The organism is uncultured Agathobaculum sp., assembly GCF_963927765.1.
Classification (GTDB): Bacteria; Bacillota; Clostridia; order Oscillospirales; family Butyricicoccaceae; genus Agathobaculum.
Window position 1 is genome coordinate 1 of record NZ_CAWVCU010000026.1, and the last position, 18,791, is coordinate 18,791.

Genomic DNA, 18,791 nt, shown 5'->3' on the forward strand with positions numbered 1-18,791 from the left:
TCTGACGTGTCACTTTATTTTAAGTGGAGTTGTGACTTCCACCGATTTACCAAGAGTAAAACTCTTAGAATTTCAGGTTCGCACTACGCTTAATTTCTTACGAAACCAAGTCAAGCTTTCTCGTTGTTTAATTTACAAGGTGCAATCCGCTGTTTTCGAGGACTTTTCAGAACTTTTCGAAGCTCTTTACCGTTCTCGGTGACAGCTTATTTATTATATCAGATCGTTTTCAGTTTGTCAAGAACTTTTTCAAGTTTTTCAAACTTTTTTCGACCCGCGCCGCTTCTTTCTGAAGCAGCCTATTTAGTATATCAAATCGAAAAGCTTTTGTCAAGAACTTTTTTTCATTTCTTTCAAATTCTTTCCGATTTGGCGGCTTCTCACCGAAGCAGCTCGATTAGTATACTACACCTCTCCGACCTTTGTCAACACTTTTTTTACAAAAAAGTTGGTTTTGTTTTAAAATAGTAAGGCCGCCCGTTTTTAGCAAACGGACGGCCTATATGTATCTTCTTGGTCGATTCCACTTATGCCTGCTTCATCAACTCTGCAAGCAGCATTACCTTATCTACATTACCTTCCACAGTAATCTTTCCCTCTGCTACAGCAACCTGAGGAACCAGCTTGCCATTGAGGATCTTCTCCAGATTTGTCAAAGTACCGGACACGCAGGCATCGCGGTCGATATACTCATAAGGCATAACGGACAGAACACCATTGAGAATTTCGATGTAAAACACGCCCGTAACCTTACCAGTCAGATTAAACTGAACCGCAACTTTTCCTTCTGTTCCAGCAATATCCGCTTTGCTAAGCTTGCTATAGATCTTACCAATCAACTGATCTACGGTCATTGGAATCGCCCCCTGCTCGTATTTGTAATTCTATTATACTTTTTTTTTGAAAAAAAGCAAGTATCTTCTAATACTTTATCAGTTAAAATCTATAGATTTCCCTGTCTCAGCTTTTTCGGATGAACTGATGACGGCAATGCGGGCAGGTGATATTGATTTTTCCCCTGCCGCGCGGCACACGCAATCTCTGCTTACATTGCGGGCACTTAAAATACCGATGCGTTTTGCGATCCTGAAAGCGCATTCGTGCATTCTTCAGACGATTGGATATCGGCCACCACTTACGCAAAAACCATTGATTCTCCGCATACCGCGCTTGTATATTGCGCGAGAACATGCGAAAATAGCAAAGAAACAGTAGAGCCAGAACGAAAATACCAATCCAGTTCCATCCGGTGATCCATTCAATCACAAGAAGCAACAAGCCAAGCAGCAGCAATGCATTGTTCAGCTGATCGCTGCCATACCGTCCAGCCATAAAACGACGTAAAAAGTCCATTACTCAATGTCTCCCTTTCCAACATGGTCATACATGAGCGCTAACACCTCATCCCGCCCATTTCCCTTTTCGGCAGAGAACGGGATCACCGGCACTTCCTCCGGCAGTAGAAGCGTTTGACGGATTTCTGCGAGGTTTCCCTCCAACTGGCTCTTTTTGATTTTGTCCAGCTTGTTGGCAATTACGACCCACGGTTTCTCTGATGCGCGAAACCATTCCGCCATGGTCATATCATCTCGTGTCGGTTTGTGCCGGATATCCACGATCTGCACGCCCAGCGTCAGCAGGTCCATTGCAAAATAGGCTTCCATCAACGCGCCCCAACGTTGCTGTTCCGCTTTGGATACACGCGCATAACCATAGCCCGGCAGATCGACCAAATACATTTTACGATCGATCAAAAAGTAATTGATGTGTATGGTTTTTCCGGGCTGTGCACTAACACGCGCAAAATTCTTGCGGTTCAGCAGCTTATTGATAGCCGAACTCTTTCCGACATTTGACTTGCCCGCGAACACGATTTGCGGCAGCGCGTCCTTTGGAAAATCGCTTTCTTTGACCGCAGAGCGTAAAAACTCCACATTATGCAGGTTGACCACCGGTTTTTGCTTCTCCATCATTGCACCACCGCCGTCGTTGTCGTATCCGCTTGCCGCGCAACCGGGCTATGCGACGTCTTCTTTCTTTTTCTCGGTCGACGCGTAAAGTCGATCGCCGTTTCCATAACCGTATCCATATGCGCCGCCGTGACAAACTGTAGTTTCTCCCGTACTACCGGCTCAATATCCTGCAAATCCGACTCATTCTCCTTAGGAATAACAACCGTGCGGATGCCAGCGCGATAGGCTGCCATGGTTTTTTCGCGCAAACCGCCGATCGGCAGAACACGCCCGCGCAGCGTGACCTCACCAGTCATCGCCACATCATGGCGCACCGGCGCTTCGGTCAGCGCGGATACCAATGCCGTCGTGATGGTCACACCCGCCGAGGGGCCGTCCTTCGGCACGGCAGCCTCCGGGAAATGGATGTGCAGATCGTTGTCCTTATAGAACATCGGGTCAATAGAAAGCGCATCAGCACGCGAACGGACAAACGTCACCGCGGCCTTGGCGCTCTCCTGCATGACCGTGCCCAAATTACCGGTCACCTCAATCTTACCCGTACCGGGTACCACAGCAACCTCGACCTCCAGCATTTCGCCGCCAACACTGGTCCACGCCAGACCATTGACAATGCCCACCTCGTCCTTTTTCGTGACAACATCATCTTTGTAGCGCGCAACGCCCAGCAGATCCTCCAGATTTTTCTCCGACACCGTCAGCCGTCGTCCACCGTCAGCGATATGCTTTGCTGCCTTCCGGCAAATTTTCGCCAATACCTGTTCCAGACGGCGCACACCGGCTTCGCGCGTATAACGCGAGATCACCAGTCCCAGCATCTTCTCAGAAATCACCAGCTGACCCTTATGCAGCCCATGCTTTTCCATCTGCTTGGGCAGCAGATGATGCAGCGCAATCTGCCGCTTCTCCTCCTCGGTATAGGAGGACAACTCAATGACCTCCATACGATCCAGCAGCGGGCGCGGCACAGTGGACAAATCGTTTGCCGTTGTCAGGAACAACACATCTGATAAATCAAACGGCAGCTCAATATAATGATCGCGGAATGCGACATTCTGCTCGGTATCCAGTACCTCCAGCATGGCTGCTGCCGGATCGCCGCGAAAATCGTTGCCCATCTTATCGATTTCATCCAGCAAAAGCAGCGGATTGGACGTTCCCGCGCGACGCAGCGCATCCATGATTCGACCAGGCATCGCGCCGATATACGTCTTGCGGTGGCCGCGGATATCCGCCTCATCCCGCACGCCGCCCAGGCTCATGCGCGCATAATTACGTCCCATTGCCTGCGCAATGGATTTTGCAATGGAGGTCTTGCCCACACCCGGAGGGCCAACCAGGCACAAAACCTGTCCGCGCAGTTCAGGCGCAAGCGTCTTGACTGCCAGAAACTCCATAATGCGCTCCTTGACCTTCTTCAACCCGTAATGATCGCGGTCCAGAATCGCCTGCGCTTCGGCTAAGTCCAGCCGTTCCTCACTCTTTTTGTTCCACGGTAAATCCAGCACCGTGTCCAGATAGGTGCGCACCACGCCCTGCTCTGCGCTGGAACCACTCAGCTTGGCAAACCGGTCGACCTCGTGGATAAGCTTGTCCTCACACTCCTGCGGCAAATGCAGCTCCAGCACGCGCTTGCGGTAGGCTTCCGCCTCCGCAGCGACATCCTGTTCGCCCAGCTCACTCTGAATCACCTTGATCTGCTCGCGCAGGTAGTATTCCCGCTGGTTCTTGTCGATCTGCGTTTTCAGTTCGTCCTGGATTTCATTTTCAATCTTGAGGATTTCGGTTTCCTCTCCCAGCAACCGAATGACCATCGCCAAACGGCGCGTGACGTTAAGCTCCTCAAGAATCTCCTGTTTTGCTTCCACCTCGACCGGCAGATTTTGCGCAATATAGTCCGCCAGCCATCCCGGTTCGCCGCCCTCGGCAACCGTCATCTCTACATCCTGCGAAATGCGGCTGGCATGCTCCGCGTACTCCGCAAACCGCTCCTGCGCCGTGCGCACAAGCGCTTGCGCACGCCGCTCGGTCACACCGATCACATAATCGTCCAGTTCTTCGATTTCGGCAAAAATGCAGTCGCCTTCTTTTTCCGGCGCAGTGAACTGATGCGCCAGCGCACGGCTGCGGCCCTCCACGAGCACCCGGATATTGTCACCCGGCAGGCGCAAAATCTGCCGCACCATGCACACCGCACCGATCTGGTACAAATCGCCCGGTGCCGGCGTATCCGTTTTCAATTCACGCTGCGCGGTCAGAAAAATCATCTGGCCGCTCTTCATTGACGCCTCCAGCGCACGAATCGACATCATGCGACCAACGTCAAAATGGATAATCATATGGGGAAAGGCGGTTAAGCCGCGCAGTGGCAGCACCGGCAGCCGCTTAAGCTCCGCCCCGATCGTTTGCATCATAGTTCTCTCCTCACACGCGGAAAAATAATTAGATAGAGTCAGTATAGTATATTTTTCGCGGTTTGTAAAGCATCGACGTACGCCAAATAACAAAAAACGCGGGTAAAACCAGCGGTTCCCCCACGTTTTTGCATTATTTTAAGCGCTTTTTGTAGGTTTTGAGTGTTTTTCACCCTTTTTCGAAGCCGACGCTCCAGCAGGGAGCGCAACGTGCTCACCATGCTCGATCAGCGGCTTGCCTTCACCCGTCACGGTTTCCCGCGTGATGACCACACGGTTAATCGAAATATCGGACGGGATCTGGAACATAATATCTGTCATCACGTTTTCAAGTACACCGCGCAGTCCGCGCGCACCCGTCTTGCGGGCCAGTGCGGTCTTTGCTACCTCTTCCAGCGCGTCCGGCGCAAATTCCAGCATCACGCCATCCATCGCCAGCAGCGTCTGGTACTGCTTGACCAGTGCGTTCTTCGGCTCCTGCAAAATACGCACCAAGGCCTTTTCATCCAGCGTATCCAGCGAAACCACCGCCGGCAGACGGCCAATGAGTTCGGGAATCAGGCCATACTTCATCAGATCATGCGGTTCAATCTGCGCAAGCAGCTGATCGGTCTGATCCTCCTGCTGGCTTTTTACCTCCGAACCAAAGCCCATACCCTGTTTTCCGATCCGCTTCTGGATGATGCCCTCAATGCCGTCAAAGGCACCGCCGCAAATAAACAGGATATTAGTCGTGTCGATCTGGATAAACTCCTGATGCGGATGCTTGCGGCCTCCCTGCGGCGGAACATTCGCCGTTGTGCCTTCCAGCATCTTGAGCAGCGCCTGCTGCACACCCTCGCCTGATACATCTCGCGTGATCGAGGGATTTTCGCTCTTGCGGGCGATCTTGTCGATCTCGTCGACATAGATGATGCCATGCTCCGCCAGTTCCACGTCAAAGTCAGCCGCTTGGATCAGGCGCAGCAGGATGTTTTCTACATCCTCGCCTACATAACCAGCTTCGGTCAGCGTGGTAGCGTCCGCAATGGCAAAGGGCACCTGCAAGGTCTTTGCCAGCGTCTGCGCCAGCAGCGTCTTACCGGAACCCGACGGACCAAGCATCAAAATGTTGGATTTTTGCAGTTCTACCTCGGTTTCCGGATGGTAAATACGCTTATAGTGATTGTACACCGCAACCGAAAGCGCAATCTTTGCGCGTTCCTGCCCGATGACATACTCATCCAGTACCGCCTTCAGCTCCTGCGGCGTGGGCAGCTTTTCCGGTGCGAGCGCCGTTTGATCCAAACGATCCTCCGGCGCAAAATCCAGCTCATCCTCTAAAATGCTGGTGCATACGCCGATGCACTCATCGCAGATATATACGCCGGGGCCTGCAATCAGCTTGCGGACACGTCCCTGCGGTTTTCCGCAAAACGAACATTTCAGCGTCTTATCATCATCAAAATTCGGCATTTGGCACCTCTACCCTGCAATTCGTTAATGCTTATCGAATACCTTGTCGATCAGGCCGTATTCCACCGCTTCTTCTGCGGACATGAAGTTATCGCGTTCGCAGTCCGCAGTGACCACTTCGATCGGCTTGCCGGTGTTTTCGGACAAAATCTTGTTCATACGCTTCTTGATGATCTCAAGGCGCTTGAGATGAATGGCCATATCGGTAATCTGTCCCTGCGTACCGGCAGACGGCTGATGGATCATAATTTCCGCATTGGGCAGCGCATAGCGCTTTCCCTTTGCACCCGAGGACAGCAAAAACGCGCCCATAGATGCCGCCATGCCAATGCAGATGGTCGATACGTCGCACTTGATATAATTCATGGTATCGTAAATCGCCATGCCTGCCGTAACCGAACCGCCCGGACTGTTGATATACAAGGAAATATCCTTATCGGGGTCCTGCGCTTCCAGATACAAAAGCTGCGCCACAACCAGCGAAGCGGTCGTATCATTGACCTCCTCGCACAGCATCACAATGCGGTCATTGAGCAGACGGGAATAAATATCGAACGAGCGCTCGCCGCGACCGGTCTGTTCGATGACCATTGGGACTAAACTCACTTGGAAAACTCCTTTCGAGAATTCGATGAAAACCATATTTCTCATCGAGTAACGCCCTTTTCAGCTCACAGCATAAAGGGCCATTGCGCGCAAAGGCAGCAGAAAACTCAATTCCCGCCATCTTTGACCTGTGACAAAAGCGCGGGCAAAGCTCGCGCTTTTAGTGAAACCAGCCGCATTGCGGCTGGTTTCTATTAACTGAACACGCAGACGGGAAACGGATTACTCCGCAGATTCCTCGGCCACTTCTTCGTCTGCCTTCTTCTTGGAAGATGCCTTCTTGACCTTGGCATGCTTCTTCAGGAACTCCAGCGCATTGGAGATCTTCAGATCGCCGCTCAGCGCCTCAGCAGATACGATGGACTTGACCTTTTCCACGTCCATCTTGTACTGCTCTGCCATCTTAGCATATTCCTCTTCCATTTCCTTGTCGGAAACTGCGATGGACTCCAGTTCTGCAACCTTTTCCAGTGCCAGACGGATCTTAACCTGACGCTCCGCCTGCTCCTTGAACATTGCGCGGAATGCACCCATCTCGGTACCGGTCATGGTCAGGTACTGCTCAAGCGTCATGCCCTGCATCTGTACGCGATAACGGAAGTCCTGAACGATGGAGTCGATCTGATTCTCGATCATCGCCTGCGGGATATCCGCCTTGAGGTTTGCGATCACAGCGTCCAGCACCTTTTCCTCAAAGGCGTGGTCTGCCGCTTCCTGACGCTCCTTCTTCAGACGGTCGGAAATCTCCTTCTTCAGGTCATCCAGCGTCTCGCAGGTCTCGGAAACATCCTTTGCGAACTCGTCGTCCATCTCCGGCAGGATGGTCTCCTCTACCTTGTGTACCTTGCACTTGAATACGGCTTCCTTGCCAGCCAGCTCCTTGGCATGATAATCCTCCGGGAAGGTAACGACAACGTCCTTCTCGTCGCCTGCCTTGCAGCCGATCAGCTGATCCTCAAAGCCCGGGATAAAGGAACCGGAACCCAGCGTCAGTGCATGATGCTCTGCCTTGCCGCCCTCAAAAGCAACGCCGTCTACAAAGCCCTCGAAGTCGATATCAACGGTATCGTTCTTCTTCGCCTTGCGATCAACAGTCTCGGTGCGCGCGTTGCGCTGCGCCAGACGGTTCAGCTCAGCCTTCACGTCTGCTGCCAGAACCTTAACGGTTTCCTTCTCAACCTCGATGCCCTTGTACTCGCCCAGCTCAACCTCCGGCTCAACCGGAACCTTGGCGATAATGGTCAGGCCGCCCTCTTCCGCCGGGTCGCCCAGATCAACGTCCGCACGGCCAACCGGCTTGATGCCGGACTTCTCAACGGCCATTTCCATAGCCTCAGGATATATGATATTGAAAGCCTCTTCAAAGAACACGCCTTCGCCATACAGCTTTTCGATCATCTTGCGGGGCGCCTTGCCCTTGCGGAAGCCCGGAACCGTGATGTTCTTACCGGTCTTCTTGAACGCCTTGTCCTTGGCAGCCTCAAACTCTGCCTTGGTGATCTCGATGGTCAGCGCAACGACGCTGTGCTCCTGCTTTTCCGTGTTTTTCAGTTCCATGTTGCCAAACTCCTTACTTCAATACTTCTATTGTATCTAAATCATTCTACCAGATTATTCTGTAGATTTCCATACTTTTTTCTACTTTTTCAAAAAAACCGGGGTAAAATCCACGTGATCGCCCGAAACCAGTCGCCACTCGATCCCGTCATGTATCCCCTCGACCGCCCAGCGCAGGCTTTCCGAATGCAAATGACCGTAAATACAGCGCGAAACACCGTATTTCTGCATCAGTTCGATCATCGGGCCGCACCGGAAGTTCGCATACAGCGGCGGATAATGCAGAAAACAGATGATTTCGTTCGGCTGCTGCGCCGCTCCCAGCTTGAGGGATGCTTCCAGACGCAAGAGCTCGCGCCGAAAAATTTTTTCATTATGCGGGTCAGAAAAATCCTCTTCAAACGGCCAGCCGCGTGTACCGCACAATGCGGTTTTTCCATAGAAAAAGCAGTTATTGTGCAGAAAATCTATCGAATCAAAGCCATTCTCCTCGAGAAAACGGTGCATTTTCGTCGCCGTCTCCCACCAGAGGTCGTGGTTTCCTTTGAGAATCAATTTGTGCCCGGGCAGCGACTCCAACAGCGCAAAATCGCCCTTTGCCTCAGCCAGACTGATACCCCATGAGATATCGCCGCCCAGCACAACAGTATCCCCCGGGCCGATCAGTGCGTTCCAGTTTTTGATGATTTTTTCCGTATATCCCTGCCATCGTCCGCCGAAAATATCCATCGGCTTTTGCACGCCCGTCGCCAAATGCAGGTCGGCCAGCGTATATAGTGCCATCTTACAGATCCTTCAGCAGGTCAACCGTGGACAGGATCTCCGACTTGTCCACCACGCGGTCAAAGCGCGGCTGCTTGTCCGCCAGCGCAGCGAGCGGCGCGGGTGCTGCCACACCGGTCAGATCGGTCAATACGCCAAGCTGGGATACGTCATCCTTCTCAAGCGTTCCGCCCAGCGCCTCGATCACCGAGCGGCAGAACTTAAACGGCGAAGCGGTAGACGCGATAACGGTCGGCGTCTGGTCACCCGTGCGCGCGCGGTAATCCTCATAAACGCGCACCGCAACTGCCGTATGCGTATCAGCCAGATAGTGCTCACGCTCCCACAGAGCGCGGATAGTCTCCGCGGTCTGCGCATCGTCGCAGCAGCCCGCGTCAAAGTCTGCGGCGATCTTGGCAAACACCGCTTCCGGTGTCTGATAGCTGCCGTCCGTCGCCAAACGCTGCATCAACTCCGCCACCAACTTGTCGTCAAAGTCGGACGCGAAGAACAACAGACGCTCCAGATTGGACGAAATCAGAATATCCATCGAAGGCGAGGCAGTCGTATAGAAATCACGGTTTTTATCGTATACACCGTTCTTTTTGAAAAAGTCAGTCAGCACATTATTGCGGTTGGATGCACAAATGAACTTGTTGACCGGCAAACCCATGCGCTTTGCAATGTAAGCCGCAAGGATGTTGCCGAAATTGCCGGTCGGCACACAGATGTTGATTTTCTCGCCCATCTTAACCGCACCGGACTTTACCATGTCGCAGTAGGCCGAAACATAGTACGCGATCTGCGGCGCAAGGCGGCCCCAGTTGATCGAGTTTGCCGAAGACAGCATCATGCCGTCGCTGTCGAGCTTCGCGCGTGTTTCCTCATCGGTAAAGATGCGCTTGACCGCGCTCTGCGCATCATCAAAGTTGCCGCGGATGGCGACAACCTCCACATTTGCGCCCTCCTGCGTCACCATTTGCAGCTTCTGCATAGGCGACACGCCGTCAACCGGATAGTACACCATGATCTTGGTGCCTTCCACATCATGGAAGCCGTCGAGCGCTGCCTTTCCGGTATCGCCCGAGGTCGCAACCAAAATGCAGGCCGTGCGCGTCTCGCCGGTCTTGCGCAGCGAAGCGGTCAGCAGATGCGGCAGCATTTGCAGCGCCATGTCTTTGAACGCGCAGGTCGGACCGTGCCACAGCTCCAGCATATGCTTGCCATCCGCAAGCGCAACCACAGGCGCAGTATCATTGCCGCCAAATTTATCGTCCGCATAGGCCTTCGCCGCGTACTGCGCCAGCTCTTCTGCCGAAAAATCGGTCAGGAACTTGCCGAGAATACGTGCTGAACGGCCCTTATAGTCCAGATTGGCCATCGCATGCCAATCCTCCGCCGTCAATGCGGGGAACTCCGTCGGGCAATACAATCCGCCGTCCGGCGCAATGCCGTTTGCAATCGCGTAGGCCGCGGTGACCTTTCGCGTCTTGTCTCTTGTGCTTACATATTCCATTGGTTCAAACCTCCGCCGTTTTTGATGGTATATTACAGCATTTTTTGTATAAACGCAGATGCATTTTGATAAAACAGGCCGTCGACCACATCCTGCCGGTACCCCAGCGCAAGCATACGATCAGCGAGCGTATATAAATCACCCAAGCCGTTCACACCCGCAGGCAGCCGATCGCAGCCGTCGAAATCACAGCCCAGCGCGATGGTTTTCTCGCCGCCAAGCTCGAGAAAATGCGCAATATGCTCGATCGCATCATCTAGTGACGCATGCCCCTGCCGCACCAGAAATGGCACATACAGGTTAACGCCTACTATGCCGCCCCGCCGCACGATCTCGGAAAACTGCGCATCCGTTAAATTGCGATGATGACGGCACAGCGCGCGGCTATCGCTGTGCGATGCCACAAACGGCCGGTCAATCGTCTCGCACACATCCCAAAATCCGCGTTCAGACAGATGGGACACATCCACGATGATGCCTTTCTGCGCGCAATCCCGCGCAAGCTGCTTGCCTTTGTCCGTCAACCCCTCTTCCTGATTGACCGCCGACGAGCAGCCAAAGCGGCTGCGGTAGTTCCATGTGAGGGTCACCAAACGCACCCCCGCGTTATATGCCAGATCAAGCGCATCCGGTCGGTCGGGCAGCAGCTCTGCCCCCTCGATCGACAAAAACGCCGCTGCCTTGCCCGTGTCTGCCGCCTTCTGCAAATCCGCCGCCGAGCGGCAGAACATCAGCCAGTCGGCGTTGTCCGCGAACTCGCGTGCCGCCGTTTGCAGCAGGCGCTCCAGACGCTCATCCGCAGGCGTATCCAGAAGACAATCCCGTCCGCGCGCCTGCGCATCATCCGGTGCGCGAGCACCGCAAAACAAGGCAAAAAACTGTGCGTAGTGCGAATACCGCTGCGCTGCGGCGAAATTCACATGCAGATCATTCTCCCGCAGCCGCTTGCCGGTTTCACAGCATTCATATAGGGTGTCACAGTGCAGATCAAACAGCTTCATTCTCACCCTCCAAACGCATTCTCCAAATGACAGATGCGCGGCGCGTTGGATATCCCCTCTTCGCCGTACACCTCTATTACGTCAAAGCGCGGCTGCAAACCGGATGGATGCTGCCGCAGCCACAGCGCGGCCGTCGCTGTAATGCGCTGCTGCTTGGCCGGAGTGACGTACTCGCGTGCCGCTGCAAAGCGGGCGTTTTTGCGCGTCTTGACCTCGACGAACACAATATATTCCCCGCGCTCGGCAATGATGTCGATTTCCCCGAAACGGGTGCGGAAATTGGTTTCCGCTATGTGATACCCTGCGCGCTCCAAATAGACACGCGCAGCGCGTTCGCCCCATGCGCCCTTCATCGCGGCGCCTCGGGATGCTTTTCGTAAAATTTCTTGAGAAAGGTGCGCCGGTGGATGGGACAAGGCCCATGTTCGAGCAGCGCCGTGTCATGCGCACGCGTCTCGTAACCCTTATGCTTTTCAAACCCGTAAACCGGATACCGCTCGGCAAAATCACGCATTAGCCGGTCTCGCGTCACTTTCGCAATAATAGATGCCGCCGCAACGCTCGGAACGCGCGCATCGCCCGATACCACACATTCGTGTGGCAGTGACAATCCCTCTGAACGGTTTCCGTCTACATAGACAAAATCCGCCGGATGCGGCAATCCCTCAACCGCCTGCCGCATGGCGCGATACGTCGCCTGCAAGATGTTGATTTCGTCAATCGTCTTTTCGTCTACGAGCGATACCGACCACGCAATCGCGTTTTCGGTAATCACGTCGAATAATGCCTCACGCTTTTTCTCGCTGAGCTTTTTCGAGTCATTCAGTCCCTCAATGACAATACCGGCAGGCAAAATGACTGCCGCCGCGCACACCGGCCCTGCAATCGGGCCGCGTCCTGCTTCGTCCACACCGCACACCGCAGAATATCCGGCTTTCCACGCCTTTTCTTCAAATTCCCATGTCATTCGGCATAGTCCTCCGGTGTTTCTAGCGTGATGCGCCCCAGCACCCCGCCGCGGAACTCATCCAGCAGGATGCGCGCCATGCGCTCAGTGTCGATCTCGCCGCCGCGCAGTAGGAACCCGCGCCGCCGTCCGGCCTGCGTCAACATATCATAACCAGGGAAATCGCTTTCCTCCGGCGCTGTTACACCATACCGCTCCAAAATCGCCTGCGGCGCCTGCATGGCAAGCAGCTCCATCAGCTTGCAGCCGAGCGTCTCTACATCCAGAATATCATCGCGAATCGCACCCGTGCATGCCAGCAGAATGCCCACGCGCTCATCGTCGAATTTCGGCCACAGGATGCCCGGTGTGTCGAGCAGGTCGATGCCGCTTTCCACGCGGAACCACTGGCTGCCGCGCGTCACGCCCGGTTTATCCGCCGCCTTGGCGGATTTGCGGCCGAGGATGCGGTTGATAAAGGTCGATTTGCCGACATTCGGAATGCCTACAACCATCACGCGCACCGCTTTGCCGACCAATCCCTTTTCGTTCCACTGGGCGATCTTATCCGCAAGCAGCGAACGCACGGCATTTGCAAACGCCTGTGTTCCGTGCCCCTTGCGGCTGTCTGTCTCGATGACGGCCATGCCTTGTGAGCGAAAATGCTTCGCCCATGCGGCCGTTGTTTCGGGGTCGGCCAAGTCAATCCGGTTGAGGATCATCAAACGCGGTTTGCCCGCGGCAATGTCGTCCATATCCGGATTGCGCGATACCTGCGGGATGCGCGCATCCACCACCTCGCACACTGCGTCTACCTGTTTGATATATTCCGCCATCTGCCGGCGGGTTTTTGTCATATGGCCGGGATACCATTGAATATTCATCTTATCACGCTACCGATCCAAAATCACTGAACGGAAATACCACACTGAGCACATGTCCCAACACATAGCGTTCATCCACCATGCCGAGGCTGGACCACCGGCTGTCGGTCGAACCGTTGCGGTTGTCACCCAACACATAGATACAGCCTTCCGGCACGGTCTGCGGATAGGTCAGGTCGCCCATGCGCTCAAGGGTATTGATTTTCTCCAAAATGTACGGCTCGTCCAGCACTTCACCGTTGACGATCACGTCACCCGTCACCGGGTCAATGTCGATCGTATCGCCGCCGGTTGCGATCACGCGCTTGACGATCGGCTGGTCGCTATAAAAGCCTTCCTTGCGCAAAACGACAATATCGCCCTTTTCCGGCGTATACCCCAGATTGCTGACCAGCATAATGCTGCGATCCTGCAAAGTGGGATACATGGATGTGCCGTCCACTCCAATCAGGCGCACAAAGAACGTGAATACCACTACAAAAAATATCAGCACAGCCATCAAGGATTCTCCCCAGCTGAACAGTTCGCTGGAAAAACGACCCTCGGCCTTCTTTTTCTCTTCGGTCTGCTCCTGTTGCATGATCATTCCTCCAAAAAGATAAGCATACGTTTTTATTATAGCGACATATTTCCATCTGCGCAAGACCAAAAAGCCGGATAGACAAAAACGGGGAGCTGATGCTCCCCGTTTTTGTTGTTTGGTTGTAAAAAATCAAACCTTCTCGGCAACCTTGGCAGCCTTACCTACGCGGCCGCGCAGATAGTACAGCTTAGCGCGGCGAACCTTACCGCTGCGCACAACCTCGAACTTTGCTACGTTCGGGGAGTGTACCGGGAACGTCTTCTCAACGCCTACGCCATAAGAAATACGGCGGACGGTAACCGTCTGGTTTACACCAGCGTGCTTCTTGGCAATGATAATGCCTTCGAAAATCTGAATACGCTCGCGGTTGCCTTCCTTGATCTTCGCGTGTACCTTTACGGTATCACCGATCTTGAGTTCCGGCAGATCGCTCTTGAGCTGCTGCTCGGACAGTACTTTGACCAGATCCATCTTTCTGTCATCCTTTCGTCTTAGACATTCTTGCCCTATTTTCCCTACAAATAAGCAGAGGAATGCCCGTGTTACCGAAATATAATACCACAATCTCTTACGCTTTGCAAGTCTTTTTTCTGCACAAAAACCAATATTTTCACTTTCGCTTGTTTTTTCTTCAAATCATAGTATACTGGTAGTGACTCTATTTGTAAAGGAGCAATTACCATGTGGGCTTATGAAAGCGTTTTCTACCAAATCTACCCGATCGGGTTCTGCGATGCGCCGCGCGTGAACGACGGCATCACCGTCCCGCGCATCCGCAAGGTGGCAGATTGGGCTGAGCACATTGCAAAGCTTGGCTGCAACGCCGTCTATTTCTCCCCGATCTTTGAATCCGACAGCCACGGCTACGATACCCGCGACTTCCGCAAAATCGACTGCCGTCTTGGCACCAATAAAGATTTTTCCGCCGTCTGTGACACACTGCACGAAAACGGCATCAGGGTTGTGCTGGATGGCGTGTTCAACCACGTTGGCCGCGGTTTCTGGGCGTTCCGTGATGTACAGGAAAAGAAATGGGATTCTCCCTATAAGGATTGGTTCCACATTTCCTTTGACGGCAACTCCAATTACAACGACGGCTTCTGGTACGAGGGCTGGGAAGGCCATTATGAACTGGTCAAGCTGAATCTGAAAAATCCCGCGGTTGTGCAGCACATCTTCGACTGCATCCGTCTGTGGGTAGAGGAATTCGATATCGACGGTCTGCGTCTGGATGTTGCCTACTGTTTGGATAAAGACTTCATCCTCCAGCTCCGTGCCTTCTGCGACAGCTTTGGACGCGACTTCTTCCTTGTTGGCGAGCTGCTGCACGGGGATTACAACCAGTTTGTCGGTGACCAGATGCTGCACTCCTGCACCAACTACGAGTGCTACAAGGGCCTGTACTCTTCGATGAACAGTCTGAACCTGTTTGAGATCACCCATTCCCTGCTGCGTCAATTTGGTCCGGAAAACTGGACGCTCTACCGCGGCAAGCATCTGCTGGATTTCGTGGACAACCATGATGTCACCCGCATCGCCTCCATTTTGCAAAACCCCAAGCATCTACCGCTGGTCTACGCGCTGCAATTCGGTATGCCCGGCATCCCCTGCGTGTACTACGGCAGCGAATGGGGTGCGATGGGCGAAAAGCATCAGGGAGACGACGCGCTGCGTCCTTCTTTTGAGCAGCCGCTGTGGAACGACCTGACCGATTGGATCGCCGCGCTTGCTAAGGCGCACCGTGAAAGCAAGGCATTGTGCTACGGCGATTTTAAGCAGGTGGTACTGACGAACAAACAATGCATCTGGGAGCGAATTGCTGAGGGAGAGCGCGTGTTAGTCGCGGTCAATATTGACGACCAACCTTATGTAGCGCATTTCGATGCAAAATGCGGGCAGGCGGTCGACCTGATCACCGGCAATCCGCACGACTTCGGCGGCGGCAGCGAGCTGCCTCCCTATTCCGCTTTCTTCTGGAAGTGCGAACGATAAACCGAAACAGAAAAAGACGACGCTGACCAGCGTCGTCTTTTTCTGCTTACGGATTAAATATAATCAATGACCAGTGTGTAAACCGAATCATCGCTCATCGTTACGGTAAACTCCACCAAGCCGCCTGTTTGCCGGAACTTCTCCAGCCCTGCCTTTGTCAGGGTCAGCGAATGATCCGACGTGGTGTAATCCGTGCCGGCTGCCAATTCCGTTGTCTCGCCGTTCTGTGTCGCCGTCACACTGCTTACGGTCAAATTGCTCAGCGGCAACGCAAAGCTTGGCTCAGTCGGCGCATATGTATTATACTCTGCCACATACGCATGCATGCCAGCCGGCGTTGAGTCTGTCACCGTCAGGTTGAATGTGCTGCTGCCGCCATTTTTCAGATCCGCGGAAACCGTATAGGTGCCTGTCCGCAGCTGTGCCAGCACACCGCGGCGCAGCACAAGAGAGCGGTTCACATTGTTGAACTTGTAATCAATCTTGGAGAATCCCAAAACAACACCGAGGATATCGTTTTCGGACATCACACCATCCAGCTTCACAATCACATTCTGGAAACCATCCGAGCGATAATACCGGTCAAAGGTGACCGCCTGCACCTGCGCATCCTCCTCAGAATTGACAACAGAAAGCGCAATGCTTTCCCGCTGTCCATCCGAGAGCGAAAGCGACAAAGTGTAATTTCCTTTGGCGAGCGACGTCAGATATGAGGATGAAACTGCAATGCCGGAAGCCGTTTTCGTATAATCCGAGGATTCATTCAAGCTCTTTCCACTGCAAAAAACAGCAGACACGCTCGTTCCGTTCGGCACATTGATCGTTACATCGCTTCCCAGGGCAGACGGATTTGCCAAATCCACCGTAATGCTTTTCGGCACTACCCCGGCCGTGCTGATACCGTTCACCGACTGCCCGCCGATGGTGGCCGAAACACCGTCTGCCATTGCATATCCAGATACCGTCACGCTGCTGGCAAAGCTTACGCCATCCGTCTGGATATCGGCCTGATAGACCGAGCCATAGCCGGTCACCGAAGCCGCCTTTTCTACCGTCATTTGATAAATCTGAGTGTTCGCCGTCGTGCTGACCGTGGACTCCCCAGCAAGGGTGAGCTGATCCACATTTGCATCCAGCGTCAGGGAAACCCGTTCCTCACCATTTACCACAACCTCAGAAAATCCGCTGTCTTCTGCTGCCAGCGATCTTTCGTGCAGCGCTGCCGCAGACTGCACCTCAGTCTTCCCGATGCGAGCAGCGCCCGTTGCAGTAATCTGCAGCAGGCGCGCCATGGGTGACGAAACGATCATATGATCGCTCGACGTATTCATCATTGTAACCGTACCACCGGACACGATCACAGACCCTTTGACCGTCACATTATTCAGTGTGACAGCATCAGAGCCCAGTCCCTCCGTAATGTACAGATCACCTTGGATCGTTGCATCAGACAGTGAGCAGCTTTCCGAAATCGTAACGTTGGTGGTATCGGTTTTCAGATCAGCCCCTGTATACGCTTTGCCCGCAGTGGACAGCGAGGTTCCCATATAATAATACAGGATTTTTGCGACCTCACCGCGCGTGACCACGCGGTCGGGTTGGAAGGAGCCGTCCGAATATCCTGCCAAAAAGCCCTTGTCGGACGCTGCCTTAATGTAACCCGCGCTCCATCCGGAGATCTCATCGCGGTCGGTAAACGTCAGGTCAGAGGGAGAAACATCGCCCGGGTCTGCCTTAAACAAACGGCCGACAATAACCGCAGCCTGTTCGCGCGTGACCTTTCCCTCAGGGTCCATTTTGTTGTCACCCACGCCGTTGATGTACCCGTACTTCTGAGCAATTCGCACGGTATCATAATACCAAGCATTTTTCGGTACGTCGGTATAAGAAATCGCTGCCATTTCCGTAAAATGGAACGCACGATTGATGTATCGCATGAACTCCGCACGGGTCATATCGCGGTTCGGCTCATATTTCCCTGTTGTTGCACTCGGATTGATAACGCCTTCCCGATCGAGGTATTCAATGTAAGTTTTTGCCCAGTGCCCCTCCAAGTCGGATGCAGCTGAAGCGAACGGAAGCATTGCCGTCAGCATAAACATGCACAGGAAAGCGGATAACAACCGTTTTTTCATTTCTATACAACCCCTTATTGATGCTGTCAATAGTATACCATACCCAATTGAACTTGACAACCACCATTCTTTTCATACGTTTTTAACAAATTCCAAAAATAGCCGCCCTTTTCTGCTGGTGCCTCCAAATGCAACGATGCGCGCGCGGCCTATGCCGCGTACCGTCAGTTTGTCCCCCTCACCAATCAACCGTTCCGGTTTCAGGCACGGCGCATGATTGACAAAAACCAATCCTTTCTCAATGCGCTCCTGCGCGCTTTTGCGCGATATGCCGAACACAAGTGCTGCCACGCTGTCCAGCCGGGGCGATGCAACCGAACCGCTGCCCTCTATTTCTTGCGCCGGTCTGCATCGAAGCGCCTCAAGCGGCTCCCGCGTCAGGGAAATCTGTTTACGCCCTGCCTTGGCAAAGTGCAGCAGGATGAATTCCGCCATATCCTCCAGCACAAGGATGTCCGCGCCTTCGTCATGCACCAGAATATCGCCTACCACGCTGCGGTCAATTTGCAGCCCCATCAGTGCGCCAAGGTAATCGCGGTGCGTCAAGGTATCCTCTTTTCGTTTATGCGCGCGTAACAGCGCAAGCGGAGCAGCCTGTTTTGCGCTCTCTTCATCCAAATAATCCGGATAGAATACATATATCCCGCGTTCCGCATCCTCATATCCGCCCCAGAACAGCGCATGCCCTGTTGCACCGCAAAGGCGCACTGCCTCTGCGCACAGCGCCCGCTCACTCATACTGAGGAATTTGGTATGTGTCAGATAGCCGCGTGTCGCACAGGTCTGCTCCTTGTCCAGCAATCCGGCCAGCAGCAGCCGCTCTTCCCCCGTGCTGCCCAACGCGTTTAAAATTTCATTTTTGCTTTTCAAACCTTTTTTCCTCCGCTTATAGCCGCAGTTTTTTTCAAAACTATTGTACTATTTCTCACTTTCGTTTACAATAGAATTATTGTTCACCAAGGAGGCG

18 protein-coding genes are annotated in these 18,791 nt (G+C 53.5%); 1 reads left to right on the forward strand and 17 read right to left on the reverse strand.

Going from position 1 to position 18,791, the window contains the following annotated elements:
- Nucleotides 1–527: 527 nt before the first annotated feature.
- The 15 genes from ABGT74_RS01635 to rplS all read right to left on the reverse strand — a co-directional run bounded on the left by ABGT74_RS01635 (nucleotide 528) and on the right by rplS (nucleotide 14,168).
- Complete coding sequence (locus tag ABGT74_RS01635; RefSeq protein WP_297284450.1) at nucleotides 528–854, reverse strand: SCP2 sterol-binding domain-containing protein; 327 nt, start codon at nucleotides 852–854, stop codon at nucleotides 528–530.
- Between the two features lie 106 nt (nucleotides 855–960).
- Entirely contained in the window at nucleotides 961–1,353 is a 393-nt protein-coding gene (locus tag ABGT74_RS01640; RefSeq protein ID WP_297284449.1) for a hypothetical protein, read from the reverse strand.
- Entirely contained in the window at nucleotides 1,353–1,970 is a 618-nt protein-coding gene (gene yihA / locus ABGT74_RS01645; RefSeq protein WP_346704189.1) for a ribosome biogenesis GTP-binding protein YihA/YsxC, read from the reverse strand. Before yihA ends, ABGT74_RS01640 begins: the two co-directional genes overlap by 1 nt.
- Entirely contained in the window at nucleotides 1,970–4,387 is a 2,418-nt protein-coding gene (lon, locus tag ABGT74_RS01650; RefSeq protein ID WP_346704190.1) for an endopeptidase La, read from the reverse strand. The genes yihA and lon overlap by 1 nt, the downstream gene beginning before the upstream one ends.
- Nucleotides 4,388–4,525: 138 nt before the next feature.
- Nucleotides 4,526–5,842 carry an ATP-dependent Clp protease ATP-binding subunit ClpX gene (gene clpX / locus ABGT74_RS01655; protein ID WP_346704191.1) on the reverse strand — a complete coding sequence of 439 codons (1,317 nt, stop codon included), beginning with the start codon at nucleotides 5,840–5,842 and terminating at the stop codon, nucleotides 4,526–4,528.
- Nucleotides 5,843–5,866: 24 nt separating this feature from the next.
- Nucleotides 5,867–6,448, reverse strand: coding sequence for an ATP-dependent Clp endopeptidase proteolytic subunit ClpP (gene clpP / locus ABGT74_RS01660; protein ID WP_054327555.1), 582 nt, complete (start codon nucleotides 6,446–6,448; stop codon nucleotides 5,867–5,869).
- A gap of 222 nt (nucleotides 6,449–6,670) precedes the next feature.
- A complete protein-coding gene (gene tig / locus ABGT74_RS01665; RefSeq protein ID WP_346704192.1) occupies nucleotides 6,671–8,005 on the reverse strand; it encodes a trigger factor in 1,335 nt (444 codons plus the stop codon).
- 81 nt (nucleotides 8,006–8,086) lie between these two features.
- Nucleotides 8,087–8,788, reverse strand: coding sequence for a metallophosphoesterase (locus ABGT74_RS01670; protein WP_346704193.1), 702 nt, complete (start codon nucleotides 8,786–8,788; stop codon nucleotides 8,087–8,089).
- A gap of 1 nt (nucleotide 8,789) precedes the next feature.
- The gene (gene thrC / locus ABGT74_RS01675; protein ID WP_346704194.1) at nucleotides 8,790–10,283 is read right to left on the reverse strand and encodes a threonine synthase; all 1,494 of its coding nucleotides are present in this window, start codon (nucleotides 10,281–10,283) and stop codon (nucleotides 8,790–8,792) included.
- A gap of 32 nt (nucleotides 10,284–10,315) precedes the next feature.
- Nucleotides 10,316–11,284 carry a membrane dipeptidase gene (locus ABGT74_RS01680; RefSeq protein ID WP_346704195.1) on the reverse strand — a complete coding sequence of 323 codons (969 nt, stop codon included), beginning with the start codon at nucleotides 11,282–11,284 and terminating at the stop codon, nucleotides 10,316–10,318.
- Between the two features lie 2 nt (nucleotides 11,285–11,286).
- Nucleotides 11,287–11,637 (reverse strand): YraN family protein, encoded by a 351-nt coding sequence (locus ABGT74_RS01685; RefSeq protein ID WP_346704196.1) that lies wholly within the window; start codon nucleotides 11,635–11,637, stop codon nucleotides 11,287–11,289.
- Nucleotides 11,634–12,251, reverse strand: a complete 618-nt coding sequence (locus tag ABGT74_RS01690) for a ribonuclease HII (RefSeq protein ID WP_346704197.1) — start codon at nucleotides 12,249–12,251, stop codon at nucleotides 11,634–11,636. Before ABGT74_RS01690 ends, ABGT74_RS01685 begins: the two co-directional genes overlap by 4 nt.
- Nucleotides 12,248–13,114: a ribosome biogenesis GTPase YlqF gene (gene ylqF / locus ABGT74_RS01695; RefSeq protein WP_346704198.1), complete on the reverse strand. Its 867-nt coding sequence runs from the start codon at nucleotides 13,112–13,114 to the stop codon at nucleotides 12,248–12,250. The genes ABGT74_RS01690 and ylqF overlap by 4 nt, the downstream gene beginning before the upstream one ends.
- A 4-nt stretch (nucleotides 13,115–13,118) precedes the next feature.
- On the reverse strand, nucleotides 13,119–13,694 hold the full coding sequence (lepB, locus tag ABGT74_RS01700) for a signal peptidase I (RefSeq protein WP_346704199.1): 576 nt from the start codon (nucleotides 13,692–13,694) through the stop codon (nucleotides 13,119–13,121).
- 132 nt (nucleotides 13,695–13,826) lie between these two features.
- A complete protein-coding gene (gene rplS / locus ABGT74_RS01705; RefSeq protein WP_125116150.1) occupies nucleotides 13,827–14,168 on the reverse strand; it encodes a 50S ribosomal protein L19 in 342 nt (113 codons plus the stop codon).
- A 210-nt stretch (nucleotides 14,169–14,378) separates the two neighbouring features.
- Between rplS and ABGT74_RS01710 the strand changes: the two genes are divergently transcribed.
- Nucleotides 14,379–15,689, forward strand: a complete 1,311-nt coding sequence (locus tag ABGT74_RS01710) for an alpha-amylase family glycosyl hydrolase (protein WP_346704200.1) — start codon at nucleotides 14,379–14,381, stop codon at nucleotides 15,687–15,689.
- Between the two features lie 53 nt (nucleotides 15,690–15,742).
- Here the strand turns inward: ABGT74_RS01710 and ABGT74_RS01715 are convergent, their stop codons facing one another.
- Nucleotides 15,743–17,824 (reverse strand): S-layer homology domain-containing protein, encoded by a 2,082-nt coding sequence (locus ABGT74_RS01715; RefSeq protein WP_346704201.1) that lies wholly within the window; start codon nucleotides 17,822–17,824, stop codon nucleotides 15,743–15,745.
- Nucleotides 17,825–17,896: 72 nt separating this feature from the next.
- Nucleotides 17,897–18,694 (reverse strand): YlmH/Sll1252 family protein, encoded by a 798-nt coding sequence (locus tag ABGT74_RS01720; RefSeq protein WP_346704202.1) that lies wholly within the window; start codon nucleotides 18,692–18,694, stop codon nucleotides 17,897–17,899.
- Between the last annotated feature and the right edge of the window lie 97 nt (nucleotides 18,695–18,791).

Bases quoted from the DNA above. Each gene is read 5' to 3' on its own strand.
- ABGT74_RS01635 (WP_297284450.1), bottom strand. From the start codon at position 854: ATGACCGTAGATCAGTTGATTGGTAAGATCTATAGCAAGCTTAGCAAA.
- ABGT74_RS01640 (WP_297284449.1), bottom strand. From the start codon at position 1,353: ATGGACTTTTTACGTCGTTTTATGGCTGGACGGTATGGCAGCGATCAG.
- yihA (WP_346704189.1), bottom strand. From the start codon at position 1,970: ATGGAGAAGCAAAAACCGGTGGTCAACCTGCATAATGTGGAGTTTTTA.
- lon (WP_346704190.1), bottom strand. From the start codon at position 4,387: ATGATGCAAACGATCGGGGCGGAGCTTAAGCGGCTGCCGGTGCTGCCA.
- clpX (WP_346704191.1), bottom strand. From the start codon at position 5,842: ATGCCGAATTTTGATGATGATAAGACGCTGAAATGTTCGTTTTGCGGA.
- tig (WP_346704192.1), bottom strand. From the start codon at position 8,005: ATGGAACTGAAAAACACGGAAAAGCAGGAGCACAGCGTCGTTGCGCTG.
- ABGT74_RS01670 (WP_346704193.1), bottom strand. From the start codon at position 8,788: ATGGCACTATATACGCTGGCCGACCTGCATTTGGCGACGGGCGTGCAA.
- thrC (WP_346704194.1), bottom strand. From the start codon at position 10,283: ATGGAATATGTAAGCACAAGAGACAAGACGCGAAAGGTCACCGCGGCC.
- ABGT74_RS01680 (WP_346704195.1), bottom strand. From the start codon at position 11,284: ATGAAGCTGTTTGATCTGCACTGTGACACCCTATATGAATGCTGTGAA.
- ABGT74_RS01685 (WP_346704196.1), bottom strand. From the start codon at position 11,637: ATGAAGGGCGCATGGGGCGAACGCGCTGCGCGTGTCTATTTGGAGCGC.
- ABGT74_RS01690 (WP_346704197.1), bottom strand. From the start codon at position 12,251: ATGACATGGGAATTTGAAGAAAAGGCGTGGAAAGCCGGATATTCTGCG.
- ylqF (WP_346704198.1), bottom strand. From the start codon at position 13,114: ATGAATATTCAATGGTATCCCGGCCATATGACAAAAACCCGCCGGCAG.
- lepB (WP_346704199.1), bottom strand. From the start codon at position 13,694: ATGCAACAGGAGCAGACCGAAGAGAAAAAGAAGGCCGAGGGTCGTTTT.
- rplS (WP_125116150.1), bottom strand. From the start codon at position 14,168: ATGGATCTGGTCAAAGTACTGTCCGAGCAGCAGCTCAAGAGCGATCTG.
- ABGT74_RS01710 (WP_346704200.1), top strand. From the start codon at position 14,379: ATGTGGGCTTATGAAAGCGTTTTCTACCAAATCTACCCGATCGGGTTC.
- ABGT74_RS01715 (WP_346704201.1), bottom strand. From the start codon at position 17,824: ATGAAAAAACGGTTGTTATCCGCTTTCCTGTGCATGTTTATGCTGACG.